The organism is Gilvibacter sediminis, from assembly GCF_028561565.1.
Classification (GTDB): domain Bacteria; phylum Bacteroidota; class Bacteroidia; order Flavobacteriales; family Flavobacteriaceae; genus Gilvibacter; species Gilvibacter sediminis.
In genome coordinates this window covers 309,671-325,224 of the sequence record NZ_JAQQTE010000001.1, presented here as the reverse complement: position 1 = coordinate 325,224, position 15,554 = coordinate 309,671, and the positions used below count along the sequence as shown (strand labels likewise).

At 43.7% G+C, this 15,554-nt stretch carries 15 protein-coding genes; 14 read left to right on the top strand and 1 reads right to left on the bottom strand.

Annotated features, from left to right (window positions below):
• The first annotated feature begins 157 nt into the window (after positions 1-157).
• The 9 genes from POW22_RS01430 (at position 158) to POW22_RS01390 (ending at position 8,257) form a co-directional block, all read left to right on the top strand.
• Entirely contained in the window at positions 158-1,063 is a 906-nt protein-coding gene (locus POW22_RS01430; protein ID WP_272830649.1) for a hypothetical protein, read from the top strand.
• A gap of 188 nt (positions 1,064-1,251) precedes the next feature.
• Positions 1,252-2,028: a hypothetical protein gene (locus tag POW22_RS01425; protein WP_272830648.1), complete on the top strand. Its 777-nt coding sequence runs from the start codon at positions 1,252-1,254 to the stop codon at positions 2,026-2,028.
• Between the two features lie 20 nt (positions 2,029-2,048).
• Positions 2,049-2,945: a hypothetical protein gene (locus tag POW22_RS01420; protein WP_272830647.1), complete on the top strand. Its 897-nt coding sequence runs from the start codon at positions 2,049-2,051 to the stop codon at positions 2,943-2,945.
• 7 nt (positions 2,946-2,952) lie between these two features.
• Positions 2,953-3,789 (top strand): ribosome small subunit-dependent GTPase A, encoded by an 837-nt coding sequence (locus tag POW22_RS01415; RefSeq protein ID WP_272830646.1) that lies wholly within the window; start codon positions 2,953-2,955, stop codon positions 3,787-3,789.
• A gap of 19 nt (positions 3,790-3,808) precedes the next feature.
• Positions 3,809-5,302: a phosphodiester glycosidase family protein gene (locus tag POW22_RS01410; protein ID WP_272830644.1), complete on the top strand. Its 1,494-nt coding sequence runs from the start codon at positions 3,809-3,811 to the stop codon at positions 5,300-5,302.
• 8 nt (positions 5,303-5,310) lie between these two features.
• Complete coding sequence (locus POW22_RS01405; RefSeq protein ID WP_272830642.1) at positions 5,311-5,949, top strand: hypothetical protein; 639 nt, start codon at positions 5,311-5,313, stop codon at positions 5,947-5,949.
• The gene (locus POW22_RS01400) at positions 5,912-6,727 is read left to right on the top strand and encodes a retropepsin-like aspartic protease family protein (protein WP_272830640.1); all 816 of its coding nucleotides are present in this window, start codon (positions 5,912-5,914) and stop codon (positions 6,725-6,727) included. Before POW22_RS01405 ends, POW22_RS01400 begins: the two co-directional genes overlap by 38 nt.
• Positions 6,728-6,749: 22 nt before the next feature.
• Entirely contained in the window at positions 6,750-7,763 is a 1,014-nt protein-coding gene (locus POW22_RS01395) for a zinc metalloprotease (protein ID WP_272830638.1), read from the top strand.
• Positions 7,763-8,257 carry a hypothetical protein gene (locus tag POW22_RS01390; RefSeq protein WP_272830636.1) on the top strand — a complete coding sequence of 165 codons (495 nt, stop codon included), beginning with the start codon at positions 7,763-7,765 and terminating at the stop codon, positions 8,255-8,257. Before POW22_RS01395 ends, POW22_RS01390 begins: the two co-directional genes overlap by 1 nt.
• A 67-nt stretch (positions 8,258-8,324) precedes the next feature.
• Here the strand turns inward: POW22_RS01390 and POW22_RS01385 are convergent, their stop codons facing one another.
• The gene (locus POW22_RS01385; RefSeq protein ID WP_272830635.1) at positions 8,325-9,422 is read right to left on the bottom strand and encodes a LytR/AlgR family response regulator transcription factor; all 1,098 of its coding nucleotides are present in this window, start codon (positions 9,420-9,422) and stop codon (positions 8,325-8,327) included.
• Between the two features lie 125 nt (positions 9,423-9,547).
• Here POW22_RS01385 and POW22_RS01380 point away from each other — a divergent pair, with 125 nt between their 5' ends.
• The 5 genes from POW22_RS01380 (at position 9,548) to POW22_RS01360 (ending at position 15,444) form a co-directional block, all read left to right on the top strand.
• Positions 9,548-9,952, top strand: a complete 405-nt coding sequence (locus tag POW22_RS01380; RefSeq protein WP_272830634.1) for an OB-fold protein — start codon at positions 9,548-9,550, stop codon at positions 9,950-9,952.
• Positions 9,953-9,956: 4 nt separating this feature from the next.
• A complete protein-coding gene (locus POW22_RS01375) occupies positions 9,957-10,502 on the top strand; it encodes a YceI family protein (protein ID WP_272830633.1) in 546 nt (181 codons plus the stop codon).
• The gene (locus POW22_RS01370) at positions 10,489-11,391 is read left to right on the top strand and encodes a DUF5777 family beta-barrel protein (protein ID WP_272830632.1); all 903 of its coding nucleotides are present in this window, start codon (positions 10,489-10,491) and stop codon (positions 11,389-11,391) included. The genes POW22_RS01375 and POW22_RS01370 overlap by 14 nt, the downstream gene beginning before the upstream one ends.
• Positions 11,392-11,648: 257 nt before the next feature.
• Positions 11,649-12,224, top strand: coding sequence for a hypothetical protein (locus tag POW22_RS01365; protein ID WP_272830631.1), 576 nt, complete (start codon positions 11,649-11,651; stop codon positions 12,222-12,224).
• Positions 12,225-12,279: 55 nt separating this feature from the next.
• Entirely contained in the window at positions 12,280-15,444 is a 3,165-nt protein-coding gene (locus tag POW22_RS01360) for a T9SS type A sorting domain-containing protein (protein WP_272830629.1), read from the top strand.
• Positions 15,445-15,554: the final 110 nt, after the last annotated feature.

Genomic DNA, 15,554 nt, shown 5'->3' with positions numbered 1-15,554 from the left:
ATCTCACAAACAGGGAACAGAAGAACGGAATTTTGGAACCTAAGAACGAGTTTGTGTCAATCTAGAAGTCTTAGCTGTTTTAGAATTAGTAAGTTAAAATACCCCTTAAACGGTATGTGGAGTCTTCCTGTTAGCACCTACTTTGCAAAAAACCATAATGATGAGACAGTTTCTTTTTCTCGCGCCGCTACTCGTAACGAGTCTAATTCATGCGCAATCCTATTATAACGGTCGATTTACCATCGAGACTTATGAATATGGCGATAGAGATTTTACGCTCTATGATATGTCTAGGGCTGCTATAGATACTTTTGGCTCTACGATAGGGGCGAAGTACTTTGTTGCCAATTCATATGACAGGCTGATGGAATGGAAAGAAGATAAGGAAATACTGTTAATTACATCAGCCGCCTATTTGGATAGTTGGAATGTCAATGCCAAACCCGTTGGTCTTTCGGTTGATGATGGGCAAATAATCAACAGAAGTCCTAGCTCTGATATGGATGGATTGGTCCTTTTTTATACACGTCATGTACAAGAAGGAGGTGTTTTAGTAGTAGATATGGACAAATCTTATGTAAATATTGAAGTGCCCGCTGACAACTGGAGCTACGCGCAATTCAATCCACGTGATAACATTACAGATCGCACTAGATTCTTAAATGCAGCAGTAGATCTTGGATTGAGTGTTTGGCAAACCCATTTGGTGTATTCTGAGAAAAAAACTCAAGAAGAGAATTTTGCTAATATTTATCAAGGTAATGAACGCGAGAGAAGGTATTTAGCAATCACAATTAAAGATAATGAGGTGCATCACATCGTGATTGATGTTCCAGACGCAATTAAACTCCTTGAAGGTGCAAGTGACACAAAGAACATCTTAGATTATCTCGGTCATGAAGTTTTATACATATTGAATTTAGAAACCGGAAATGTCAATTTTTTGCGCTCTTCAATAGATGGTCAAATAACTAATCTTGATGAACAAAGCGGTTTATCGCGAAATGAAGCCGGTTTATTAAGGGATTGGGGTAGTTATATTGTCTGGTACGTGACCAAATAAATTAACAACCGTAAGTCATTTCACCGATGTTAAGAGTTTGTTAACGATTTTTACGGTTTTACCTTACGTATTTGTCTTACATGATGTACTTTTAGGATTATACCCAGCAATGGGTATTTTACCATCTCCCAACATAGTATAGTTTTATCCAAGCCTAATGATGGGCGAATTGGATACTGTAGGTTTAAATGAAGAAAAGCAGCCATCACTACTACCTGATCCCTGCACTGTTTTTGTTGGGATGCTATTTGGGAGCCACTACGACCCAAGCGCAATGCTACAGTCGTGACGCGGGGAATGCCTTGAACCCAGCTGTGGGTCAATCCATAGACTTTCCGGTAAAACAAGAGTTGGAACGTTTCTTTAGCCTGCAATCCATTATATATTTTCAAGAAGAAGTTGACGGTTTTTGTTTAGACAGAAATCAGAGTCAGGCCGATGTGCATATCAGCTTGGGGAATACCTTTTTGAACTACCTCAATGCCAATGGCGATGTAGTAGACCCTTACTTGGCCAAGTTGTTTTCAGCTTCTGTATACGAGCAGTTTGAGCTGCGCATTGAACCAACTGAATACGATTATATCACCGATCATATTGCAGGTTACTACGTCTGCTACCAGTACATTGCTTTGAACTGGGATTCTGTGAATGAAAGTGTTTCTAGTTTGGTAGCCGCATCGGACTTTTTAAATGAAGTGCTCAACAAATACGCCCGAGTACGTATGGATTATTTGCCGCATCAAACCGGAGCGATTCTTAATGAACGCAAGATCAAAAAATCCTTTTTGAACGGCGCCTATTACGCCATGCCCAGAAATTACAGACAACACATAAAGGATACCACCGATTATAAAAACGACTATGCCGGTCTTATGAATACCATCATTGATGATAGACAATATGCCGCGCAACAACCAAACGATACCTTACCTATCGTTTTTAAAATTAAGTACAACACACTTTAACAACCATCAAATATTTTAAGATGAGACTATTTTACACCACTATTTTTACCTTGCTTTTGAGCGTCACTATGCTCAATGCGCAGAGTTATTTTAATGGCAAGTTTAGAATTGAAGCCTATGACTATGGTGACAGGACATTTACTCTATACGATTTCTCTAGAGAGGGAAGCTCTGCAACTAATCTCAAAGCCAAGTACTTTGCCACCAATGCTTATGACCAATACCTCAATTGGAAGTCTGGCAAGGAGATCTTGTTTATTACTGCGGGTGCCTTTTCAGACGGATGGGATTCTAGCGCAAAACCAGTAGGCATTTGTGTAGATAACGGACATATTGTTAACCGCTCTCCACAATCAGAGATGGACGGAATGGTGATCGTCTACAATGGAGCTGCCCAACAAGGGGGAATCGCCGTAGTAGATATGGATAAAAAATACGTCAACGTAGAAAACCCATACGGCAGCGGCAACTACGAGCAGTACGATCCTAGAGATAATATAACTGATCGAACCAAATTCTTGAACTGGGGAGAGGATGCTGGTGTTACCTTATTCCAAACTCAGCTCGTATATTCTGAAAAGAAAACCTATGACGAGAACTTTGGAAACAAGTTTTACGGTGCCGAAAGAGAACGTCGTTATTTAGCTATTTGTATCAAGAATGGTATTGTGCACCACGTTGTTGTTGATGTTCCAGAAGCCATTTATCTTGGAGAAGGAGCAGAAGACACTAAGGTTGTTTTGGAGTACGATGGTTTCAAAGTACTTTATATCTTGAATTTAGATACAGGAGACAAAAACTTGATGTACAGCTACAACGGCAGCTATTTGGAAGACAAGAGACCTTATAAAGGCTCTAACACCGACGCCGCCAAAATTGAAAACGCAACCAATTTATTGATCTATTACAAGGACTAATCGGTAAATGAGAACTTTAGCAATAACTATACTAACGCTGCTTTTGAGTGTAGCTCCTGCTAGCGCTCAAGAATTTGACGAGAACTTCGTGCATTACAGCCGTGCATTATTAGGTAGAGACTATGAGGTCTATGCCTTCAATATGGGCTATACGGTCAATGCAGAGTACTTTGCCATGGAAGCTCAAGATCGTTATGAGAATTGGTACAGTGATAAAACCGTAATGCTCGCCTGTAGTGGTGCATTTTCAGAGACCTGGGAAAAGGATTCAAAACCTGTTGGGATGACCGTTGAAGACGGAGTGATCAAAAACAGAAATATGGATCCTGATATGGATGCCTTAGTGCTTGTAGTAGAAGGAATGGTCTACGCCATGGATCTTGATGAGCTGCAAGGCGGCCTGACGCTTGAGGATGGTAGTATATTAGAAATACATCCTCGACAAAACTATGAAGACAGACAAATTCTGCTTCAGGCTGCAGAAGAGGGTAATTACACCATTTTTCAATCGCAATTGGTCTATTCTAAGGATAGAAATGACAATTTCTACGATCTTAGATACGGAAAGAAGCAAGAACGTCGTTTTCTAGCAACAGCATCCTATGAAGACAATTACTACAACATCATCATTGATGCTCCAGCAGAATTGGAGCTCAACCTTTCTGCCAAATTTACCCTGAGGGTCTTGGAGGAGATCGGTTATGATGTGCAGTATATCATCAATCTAGATACTGGAGGAAAGAACATTTTTCTGGTTCGAGAATCTTGGGATGGACTTACCTATAAGGCGGACGATCGCCTGGAAGACGCAACTAACTTAATAGTCTTTTACTCTTATGATTAATTTACACAAACACTATAAAATGCGTGGCTTTTGGACCTTGTTGTTCGCTGTGCTTATAAGTACGGGAGCATTTGCTCAAGAGGTCATGCAAACTAAAAAGCACAAGGGTAAAACCTATCTCGTGGTAGAATACAACCCAGCCAAGCACGTCTTGGAGCTGCACAATACAGCTGCTACTCAGTGGTCTTTTGACAAACATCACGATCAAAAATCACAATTGGGGGAACAAATGGTCTTTGCCATTAGTGGAACTTCCATCAATGAAAAGAAGGAAGCTTACGGCTTGGTTTTCAAGGATGGTAAAGTGCGACAGCAAGGTGCAAAATTTCAGGATCCAGCTACTTTTCAAACCCAACAATTGGAAGGAATTTTTGCTAAAGACTTAGGGGGTAAAACCGAACTAAGACCTTCTAGCAGGTATTCGGCTGCAGATACCGGTAGATTTGAATTTGCCGTGGAGTCTACACCGGTACTTTTGGCCGGAGGGGCTATGCATCCTAGCCTAAAGGGTTATGCGGCAGAAACTACAATGAGTGTGGTGGGAACACGAGCCAATGGTACAGCGGTTTTTGTCATTGCACAAGATGCGGTGAGTTACGCTGCTATGGCCGATTTTGTAAAGTCTGAGTTGAAGGTAAATGACGCCATGATCATGCGTCGAGATGACACTGCTTATTACACACCAGATGGTGGTGAGGTGAACCCAAAGAAATCAGGTTATGGTCCCGTTTATATTTTAGTAGCCAAGGAAAATACTGGAGGCGAAACTGTTGAGGAGGACATTCAGATTCCTCAAGACACTCAGATGAAAGAGATCACTGCCGAACTCACAGAGATCACTCAATTTGGCAAGCGCTATGTTATGTGTAAGGTCGATCCGAAGAAATACAAGGTAGACCTATTCAATGAAAGCGAGGACGGAACTCGTTTGCACGATATAGCTAGTGTGGCGCGCTACCATCAGCAGAAAAAAGATAAACATATCTTCACCATGAACGCTGGAATGTTCAATGAGAATCGATTGCCTGTAGGTTTATATATCGATGAAGGCAATACTGTTTTCCCGCTCAATACCAAAAAGAACGGCCGTGGAAATTTCTATGATTTCCCACCTAATGGTGTCTTTTTGATCACGGCCAAAGGAGAACCTATGGTCTTAACTACAGAGCAGTATTTGAAGGCCAATTTTGGACCTAAAGACGTGCAGATCGCAACCCAGTCTGGCCCTATGATGGTTTATGGCGGTAAGTTCAATGAGGCTTTTAATGAAGGTTCACCGAACTTGAATATCAGAAACGCCGCTGGAGTGGATAAGGACGGAAACATTGTCTTTGTGATCTCTATTGACAAGGTGAACTTTTATGAGTTCTCTACCTTGCTAAGAGATGAGTTGAATTGTGACAATGCGCTTTATCTAGACGGCTTTTTAAGTCAGTGGGCAGCTCCAGGTGTGAAAGACCGCTACGATCCACGTTATCAATTAGGACCGTTATTAAGCGTTATTAAGAAGTAAGAAGATCTATGAAACAACTATTAATAGGTTTACTGTTTGTTTTAGGCTTTCAGCTTCAGGCACAAGACGATAAACTGTCTTTGGACGCTTTCTTTGAGGTGCCTTTAGAACAATTGGATCCTGAGGCCCTCGCGCCCTTAAGCATAGAGGATCTCAATCTCGGCTTTGAGCGGGCGGTAGGATTATTAAAAGACACCACCAATGCCGACAATGAGCTTAAAGGGCAGATCTATTTGGCTGTTTTGGCAGATCACATCAAAAAGCGCATTGACTCAGAAGACATCAACACCAGAAAGCGTGATGTAAGAAAACTACTCAAACGCTTTGAGGCCGAAGATTACTTCATTGATCAAGGGAAGATTCCAGACTTTTTAAAGCTGATGCACTACTCCTGCGAAGGCCGATTTGAGTACATCTACAGCCGTTTTAAGTTCAGTAGTTTCTTTTACCCAGTGATGATCGCTTTGGTTATCGGGATTGTGTTCGTGATTCTCAACGTAAGCGGCAAACTCCGCTGGAAATATCGCCGCTTAGCCAATAAGATCATGCTTGTTATGGCTATTCTGGCATTAATACTAGTACTAATTTTTAAATTCACCTGTGACCAATATGTGCTCTCGGATTCTTTTTACGGTATTCCTCTGTAGCTCTTTATTGAGCTTTGCCCAGCAAAAGCGCGAATTGGTCATCCCTTTTGAGCGCAATGCTGCTAATGTGATGGAAGTTCAAGTAGGATTGAACGGCTTTGAAACGCCTTTCATCTTTGATACTGCAGCTTCTAAAGTTTCCTTCGGAGACGGGCTTTATGGCCAATTGGTTCGTGCCGGTGCTTTGGGGCCTAAGAACATCATTTCTAAGACCAGCACCATGATGGCTAACGGAGAATTAGCAGACGCTTTGTTGATCCGTATTGATCGTTTGGCGCTTGGCAGTTTGGTTTTAGAAGACGTGGATGCCATGGTGATTCGCGGGGCTAATGTTCCGCCCTTATTAGGCCAAAGTGCTTTGGAGAACTTTGGAGCCATTACAATAGATAATAGAAAGAAGGTTATCAAACTCACCCAAGAAGTGGGGACTACCGCACAACGCAAAATAACTGTAGACAAATTGCGCTTGGTGGCCTGTACAGATTATTCCAGACAGGCTGTGGCACAGATCAGTCAAAACACCTTCAATCAAGGCCAAGACGCCCTTTTGGTGCAGGCCATTGAGATTGAAGATGATTTGCCTCCGGCCAATGCGGTCTCCAATTTATCAAACGTAATTACTATACGCTATTTTGATGAACGCGACCTGACCAAGGCACGCTTGTTTCAGCAAAAAATAGCAGCAAAATATCATCCAAGCCAGATTTCTTTACAGAATATGGCGCCTTATTTTAATCAACCCATACCTGATTATTTCGAGATATGGATAAACTTTTAATTCTAACATTAACGCTAAATCGATGAAAAAAACACTCATTCTACTGTGTATCCTTGTGGTAAGTGTAGCCATGGCTCAAGACCCAGGCCCTTATAAAGGATATTCAGGTATCAGCGCGATCAACATGTCCATTGACACTAAATGGCCAGCAAACGCACAAGGAAAGACCGTAATCCCAGTGAGTTGGGAAAATGCTACTCCTGCCAATGCTCAATACCGAGCTTGGGTTAAGGAAGCCGTAGAAGCGGCATGGGAAGCCAATGCCAATATTGACTTTGTAGGTTGGGGACAAGCCAGCCCAGGGGAACGCGGAATTCGCATTTTGGCGGATGACTACACCCACCCACACACCAAGGGTCTCGGGACTCAATTGGACGGGCTTGAAAACGGAATGGAACTCAATTTTGGTTTCTTGGGAAGCTTTAAATGTGTAGGTTATTCACCAGAGGAATGTATCAAGTTTATCGCCGTGCATGAATTTGGTCATGCCATTGGATTGGCGCATGAGCACAACCGTCCGGACTGTCTTTGTGGAGAAGCTCCGCAGGGAAGTGGCGGTGGATACTATGTGACCCCTTGTGACTTGTATTCCGTAATGAACTACTGTAACCCACGTTGGGGGAACCACGGGGTATTGAGTTCTTTAGATGTCTCTGGAATTCAACAGATCTACGGCCGTCCTAATGTAGCCGCAGGAAGCGTTGAACTTGCTGAGGTTCGCATAGTGCCAGCCTATGACAAAGACGTTCAAGGACTGCGCGAAATTCAAACAGCCATAGATAGTAGCAGTAAGTTTGACGTGGCTCAGTTCACGGAGGAGTACACGCCGGTGATTGAAGTGAGTCAAGCGGCGGTAGATAATCTACCGAACGTTTTGACCATTCGTTATTTCCATCCAGACGATGAAGAAAAGGCCCAATCCATCAAAACACATTTGACGGATCTTGGAGTGAGCAGCTCTTATATTTCTATTGAAAGTATGATGAGCCGTATGAGTAGAACATACCCAAGGTATATTGAAATCTGGAAGAAATAATGATACTTAAGAATCTATTAGCCTTGGCTTTGATCTCCTCTTTGGGATTAAAGACCTGCGAAGATCCAGGAGAATCTATCGCAGTGGATCAGTCAAACAATATCGCACTATCCATCCCGATGTTTCCGAGTCCATTTACCATGAAATATGTGGTAGATGACGGTTCCATTTTTGTGCATCAGGTGCATCGAACACAAAACACCGATACCATCGTTTTTCAAGCTGCTTTGAGCAGTGCAGATTACGGGGATATGGTTAGTACTATAACAGGTTTTGACAAAGATGAATACGTCAATAACTGTGTAGAAGACGGACAGATCTTTACCTTGGTTTTAACACAAAACGACACTGTTTCACGAGAAATCAGGGTATCAAATAAATACAACGAGAACTTTGGAAAAATGGTTACGGCCATGAATGCAGAGCTTCCCGATGATAAGAAGATCTATTACGACAAAGACTCACTGGAACAATTGCCACAAACTTGTAATTGATCCAGAGAACTATCTAGTAGTGATGATTAGTTCATAAGAATCCGGCGCCGAAAAGCGTCGGATTTTTTTATAGGTTGAGCCAGTTTTTAAACTGGGCCGCTTTGTTCTTTCCAATCAGAATATCCACTTCAGCAGGTGGATCGCATTGAATTTTAAGCTGATTGTTGCCGTATTTTAGAATGGTCTCAATAGCACCAATGGACACAATGATCTGGCGGTTTGCTCTAAAGAACAGGCGCGTGTCTAAGTTTTTAAAGATCTGATCCAGACTGTCGTTAGACGTACTGCGCTTCCCATTTTTTGCAACCACATAGGTAATGGTGTTCTCCACATAGATGTACGCAATGTCTAAAACAGAAACCGGCAGCAGTTCATTTCTCACGTAGGTGAGTAGACGCTCTTTGGTATTGTTTTCTTCGGATGGGGATTCTACTTTCTCCGCAGGGGCAACCGGTCTGTCCAGTTCTTCAACCTTTCGTTTATAGGTCTCTAAAGACGAGTTAAGTTGCTGAATATTGAGCATGCCCGTTTGGTAGCGTTCCAATTGCTGCTGATACTTTTTATCGTAATACATCTGTACCGAGCGCACACCCCAAAGGGCGAGCAAGAGCACGAATACTGCCGTGAGTATAATGCCACTATACCAAACCGAGGTCAATTTGGATTTAAGAGCTCGCACGGATTCTAATTTGGCTTGAGCGACAACAACAAGATCGGTCTCAGGCACGTCTTTCAGATAGATGACCTTATGGGTTTGATCTGCTATGGACTGCTCTGCAGACTCCAGAAAAGCCTCTGCCCTAAAATCTGAGGCGATATTGGCTTCTTCTAAAGCCTCATATTGATTGCCTAATTCCACAATGGCAGGGTGGGCGATCACTTTGCCAGACCAATCGATCACCACCAATTCAATGGCTTCTTGGGAGGAAGCCTCTACGCCTGATTGCATATAGGCTGATGCCGTACTGTTCTGCTGATCGTTTCCGTAGAGGGCACTAGCCAAAACTGCCAACTGATCGGCCTTGGTCTTCGCATTGTCAATGCGCTCTTCTAGAGCGATCACGGTTTGTTTTTTCACAGCAAAAGGCACTCCAAAGGCCGTTAAAAGGCCAAAGAAGACAACCCATCCTATGAATAGATAGCGGTAAAAACGATAGTTGGTCACTTGGTTAGCATCTTTAGGTACAGAAATTCCTTTTGAACCTCTATATTTCCGTTTAGGTCAGAATGTCGATCAATTCCTTACAAAGAATGCAAGTTACTGTTAATTTTATCGACAGAATTCGAGTCATGCAAGTTCAAAAGACAATCACACTACCCAGAATCCTGCTATCCGCAGTGGTTATTGCACTTATGGTAGGTGTCATTGTCATTGCAGAATCCAAGCGTGTCTTGGATTCAACTAAAACCGAACTCTTTTATTCCATCCTGGACGATTCAGAAGACCAGCAGCTCGCTGCCTTCATTGAAAAGACCATGGAACTTCAAGGTGTAGTCACCGAAGTAAATACTAAGAACGGCAAGTACATCGTCCGCTTAAAGCAAGCAGGCAATGCGACCACGCTACTCTGTGAATTCAAACCCGGCAATGAGCAAGTCTATAGTCAAATCAATCTTGGAGACACCCTTCAAGTGCGCGGCGTTTACAAAGGCAAACTTGCCGATGCCATTTTTCAGAATTGTATAATTCCATAAGCATATGCAGAAAATTACCCTCATTACACTGCTGCTATTGACGTCTTTGGGCTGGTCCCAAGACAATCAATACGCCACCAGTCAGGGAAGTGTTTCCTTTTTCTCCTATACCCCTGTAGAGAACATAAAGGCCTCCAATGACCTTGTTTACAGTTTGCTGGATCTGGATAAAAATCAGATCGCAGTGCGTATGCTCATGCGGGCTTTTACTTTTGAAAAGGCGCTCATGCAACAGCATTTTAACGAGAGTTATATTGAGTCCGATATTTTCCCAAAAGCCACCTTTGCTGGTGTGCTGGAGAATTTTGATGCAGCCGCTGCGCAGCAGACTTGCTTGATCAGTGGAACCTTTAGCCTCCATGGGGAGAACCAGCAGATTCAATTCAAGTCCACGGTGAACAAACAAGGAAACAGCTATGTATTTAGTGGCGATTTTCAGCTACAAGTAGCCGATTACAACATCAAAATACCAGTCTTGCTCAGACCCAATATTGCCAAAACTGTTTCTGTGACCTTTAACTTTGAATTCCTCCCTTATGAAGCTGAATAGATATACGCTCGCCTTTTTGTTACTGAGTCCAGCTTTCAATATGTTCGGACAACAAGAGCTTTTGGACCAATTAGATGCCATAGCGCCAGACAGTACTTTTACAGTACAAGCAACCTTTAAAAGCACACGGATTGGAATAGGACATTCCGTAGAGACCCGCAGAAAAGGGGTTTTGGAAGTTACCGCCCAGAATCGTTTTTGGAATAGACCTACAGAAGAAACCACTCAAACATTTGCCGCAGATAAGTACAACGGACGCTATGAGCTGGCCTACGGTGTCACCGACCAGCTTACCGTTGGAGGTGCTTTTGGAACAGGTTACACCAGCATTGACCTTTTTGCCAAGTACCGTTTACTGTATCAAAAACCAAAGCTGCCCATCAGTATAAGTTTGTTTCAGAATGTGGTGCATCGGGAAAAGAATCCAGGAATATATTCAAGGGAATTGAACTTTAGTGATGAATTGGCCTATACCTCTCAAGTGTTAATCGCTTCCAAGATCAATTCCAATTTGTCTTTGCAATTGAGCCCTACTTTTATTTACCGCAATGCAGATAAGCTTATAGACGGAGTGGATCCCAGCAGTTTTGCATTAGGTTTTGGTGCGCGTTATAAGATTGGGCGTTTTGTTGCCTTGACTTCGGAGTACTTTTTGGTGGACGATCCCAGTGAAGATATTACTACCTATGGACCTTTTAGTTTAGGAGTAAATTGGGAGATCGCAGATCTGATGCTACAGTTCAAATTGACCAATGCCAGAAACTTGGTTGAAGACAAATTCATTGCCCGAACCTTTAATAATTTCAACTTTAGAAACGGGAATTTACACTTCGGGTTTCAGGCGACCTACCTCATCCATTTTAAACATTCCAATCGCTTAGAAAAGTAATCAAAAGCGTCCAATTAAAGTATCTAAAAGCCGGTTTAAACCGGCTTTTTTTATTCCTGTTCACCACGGGTGAACCCTTAGGGGTGATTTCCCTTAAAATTCTGTGAAAGCCCATAAACACTGGCATAAGTGATTTTTGGCCAAACCTGATTTATTCCCTTTTAAGGGTAAAAATTCCGCTTCACCCCCTTTTTGTTGAATACACGTGGCAGGTGTTGAATATTTGCATCGTAAAACTTTTTAAACAAAAAATTGCTATGAAAAAGATAATGCTATTTAGTCTACTTGCGCTCCTAGTTATGAGCTGCAGTAATGATGACGATTACAACGAGAACAATCCTGTACAACAAGATCAATCTGGTGGACAAACTGGAGACGATTCTTCTTCAGATGATTCTTCCGATGAAGCCCCTGCGGCCATCATTAGAATTGTCGGAGTAGACGCCGATGAAGATTTGGTGATCATCTCCAACTTAGGAGGTCAGCCTCAAGAAGTAGGCAACTACTGGTTGTGTCTTGGACCTGGACGTTATGGAGAAGTTTCTGGTTTAACTGGAGAGGCAACTCTTTTAGGAGCCAATGAGACTATCACTTTGACTTTCGCCATGAATGATGACGCCGATGGTTTGAGCTTGTTCTCTACCAACACTTTTGCGTCTACCAGTCCTGATGTGCTTTTGGACTATGTACAATGGGGTGCCGGAAACGGACCGCGCGTTGGACAAGCTATTACCGCAGGGCGTTGGGATAATGCTGGTGCATTCGTTCCATTTGCGGGAGACTACAGCTTTAACGGATCTGCAGACCAATTTGGATCTGATTTCTGGGAATAATTAATAACAAGGCCCCTCTTGCTATGGAGGGGCTTTACTCTTAATAACAAATAACATGAAAAAGAAAACTTTACACTTATTAGCGCTACTTCTAGTGAGCCTAATGACCAACCTCCAAGCCCAGGTGGTGATCAACGAGATCTATCCTGATGGGACCTTGGAACTTAAAAATACCGGTACAGAAACGGTAGACATTTCAAATTACTGGCTATGCGACAGACCTACCTACACTCGCGTAGGAACTCTAGATGTCGTTTCGGGAGACCTCAATTTGGCCCCCGGAGACCTCATCGTCTTTGAAAATTGGGACTTTTTAAATCCTGTAGGCGACGAATTGGCCCTGTACAACAGTGCCGCCTTTGGTAGCACGACCGCGATCCTAGACTATGTGCAATGGGGCTCAAATCCAGGAGAACCTTCACGTGAGAGTGTGGCTGTCGCTGCCGGTATTTGGACAGCAGGAGCTTTTACTCCAGCGATTACGAGCGGTTACTCCCTTCAATATGATGGTATGGGAGAGATGGTGAGTGATTTTTTCCTAGCGACTCCAACCCTTGGAGCTGAGAATGCTGTGCCTATGGGAGAGATCGTGATCAATGAAGTATTTCCAAACGGAACCATTGAGCTTAAGAATATAGGTGACGCGGCTGTGGACGTGACCAACTACTGGCTTTGTGACCGTCCTACTTACGCAAGAGTAGGAGCGCTTACTATTGGTTCTGGAGATCTGAACATTGCGCCAGGTGAATTCTTGGTTATTGAAGACTGGGACTTTTTGAATGCACCTGCAGATGAGCTCGCGCTTTACGAGACCAATGCTTTTGGTAGTGCAGATGCTATTTTGGATTATGTACAATGGGGTGAGAACCCTGGAGACCCAACGCGTGAAGGCGTTGCAGTTGCTGCGGGTATTTGGACTGCCGGAGCTTTTACGGATCCAATCTCTGACGGGAACTCCTTACAGTATGACGGAGTAGGTAACGCGGTAACTGATTACTTCGTAGCGCTTCCTACTATTGGCGCTGAGAATTCTGATTGCAGTGTAAATGCCGCTGACATTGTTTTTGATGTTGCTACAACAGGAAATCCAAACAATACTACTTCCTTTTCAGATGACGGATTAACTGCCGTGATCTGTGTAGACAGTCGTCCAGATCCATTATTTGTAACTACCCTTCCCGGTGGTGTTGGGACCAACCGCGGTTGGATTATCACCGATGCCGCTACAGATCAGATCTTGGCTGTTACAGATATGGGACCTTTTAACCTTGACCCAGCCGGACCTGGAGATTGCCAGATCTGGTATGTGCGTTACGAAACCATTTCAGGAAATGAAGTGGGGAATAATCTAAGTGACCTTGAAGGTTGTTTTGACCTATCAAATCCTTTAACTGTAGTTCGTCAAGAAGCAGACGGAGGTACAGTTGTCATTGACGTTGCCGCTACTGGCAACCCTAACAATACTACTACCATCTCAGATGATGGATTAAGTGCAGTGATCTGTGTGGATGGTCGCCCAGATCCGTTGGTAGTTGTTCACGAGAACCCGGGGGCAGAAAGCCTAAGCTATCGTTATGTAATCACCGCCAATGACCCTGAACGCACCATATTGGCAATCAGTGGTTCTAGCGAGATTAGCCTTGACGGCGCTGGCCCGGGGACTTGTTTGATCTGGGGATGGAGCTATCGTGGCGTGCCTGAGAACGGCGCTGCTTTTATCGGTGGACCTTTAGCAGATCTAGATGCTGAATCTTGTTCAGACATTTCAGACAATGCCATTGAAGTGATCCGTGAGGAAGCTGACGGAGGTACTGTAGCCATTGACATTGCTGCTACTGGAAACCCAAACAATACTACTACTATTTCAGACGATGGACTAAGCGCTGTGATCTGTGTGGACGGACGTCCAGATCCGTTGGTAGTTGTACACGAAAACCCAGGTGCTGAGAACTTGAGCTACCGCTATGTGATCACTGCTAATGATGCTGAACAAACGATTTTGGCCATCAGCGGATCTAGTGAGATCAGTTTGGATGGAGCCGGTCCTGGAACCTGCTTGATCTGGGGATGGAGCTACCGCGGTGTGCCAGATAATGGTGCTGCCTTTATCGGTGGACCTTTGGCAGATTTGGATGCTGAATCTTGTTCAGACATCTCAGACAACGCCATTGAAGTGATCCGTGAGGAAGCTGACGGAGGAACTGTAGCCATTGATATCGCTGCCACGGGTAACCCAAACAACACGACTACCATTTCTGATGACGGACTTAGCGCTGTGATCTGCGTGGACGGACGCCCTGATCCTTTAGTAGTTGTACACGAGAATCCAGGGGCTGAAAACTTGAGCTACCGTTATGTGATCACTGCTAATGATGCTGACCAAACGATTTTGGCCATCAGCGGATCTAGTGAGATCAGTTTGGATGGAGCCGGTCCTGGAACCTGCTTGATCTGGGGATGGAGCTACCGCGGTGTACCAGACAATGGTGCTGCATTTATTGGAGGTCCTTTAGCTGATTTGGATGCGGAATCTTGTTCAGACATCTCAGACAACGCCATTGAAGTGATCCGTGAGGAAGCTGACGGAGGTACAGTAAGCCTAGAGAATGGAGATACTGAAGTTTCTATTTGTGCAGGTGATGATATTCCAGACCCATTAGTTGTGATTCACGAGAATCCAGGGGCTGAAAACCTAAGTTATAGATATGTTATTACCGATTCAGACGCAGACAATACCATCTTGGGTATTTCTGGATCAAGTACTATCGACCTTGAAGGTGCCGGTGAAGGGGTTTGCCGCATCTGGGGTTGGAGTTACCGTGGAGTGCCGGACAACGGGGCGGCATTCATTGGGGGTCCTTTGGCAGACTTGAACGCGGAATCTTGTTCTGATATCTCAGACAATTTTGTGACCGTGAATCGTCTGACCGGTGACGACTGTGAAGTATTGAGTGTGGACGAGCAAGACTTTGATGCAAACATCAGCTTGTTCCCAAATCCAGCCCAGAATCAAATGAATATTTCATCGGGCGGACAGAGCAGTACTGCAGTTGAGGTTCGCGTATTTAACATTAGCGGACAAGAAGTGATCGCGCCACAACAAATGCGCGGAACTTCTCTAAGCGTTGATATCTCTGCCTTGAGCTCAGGAATGTACCTGGTTCAACTGCAAGATACCGACACGGGTGTAATATCGACTAAGCGTTTGATCAAACAATAGCTTTAGTCATTTTTTGTGAGGAAAACCCGGGCCCCGCGCCCGGGTTTTTTAATGCCCTTATTTTTGAGGATCGGTTAGATTTGGCTAGCTTTGAGTAGAGATTCCATTAG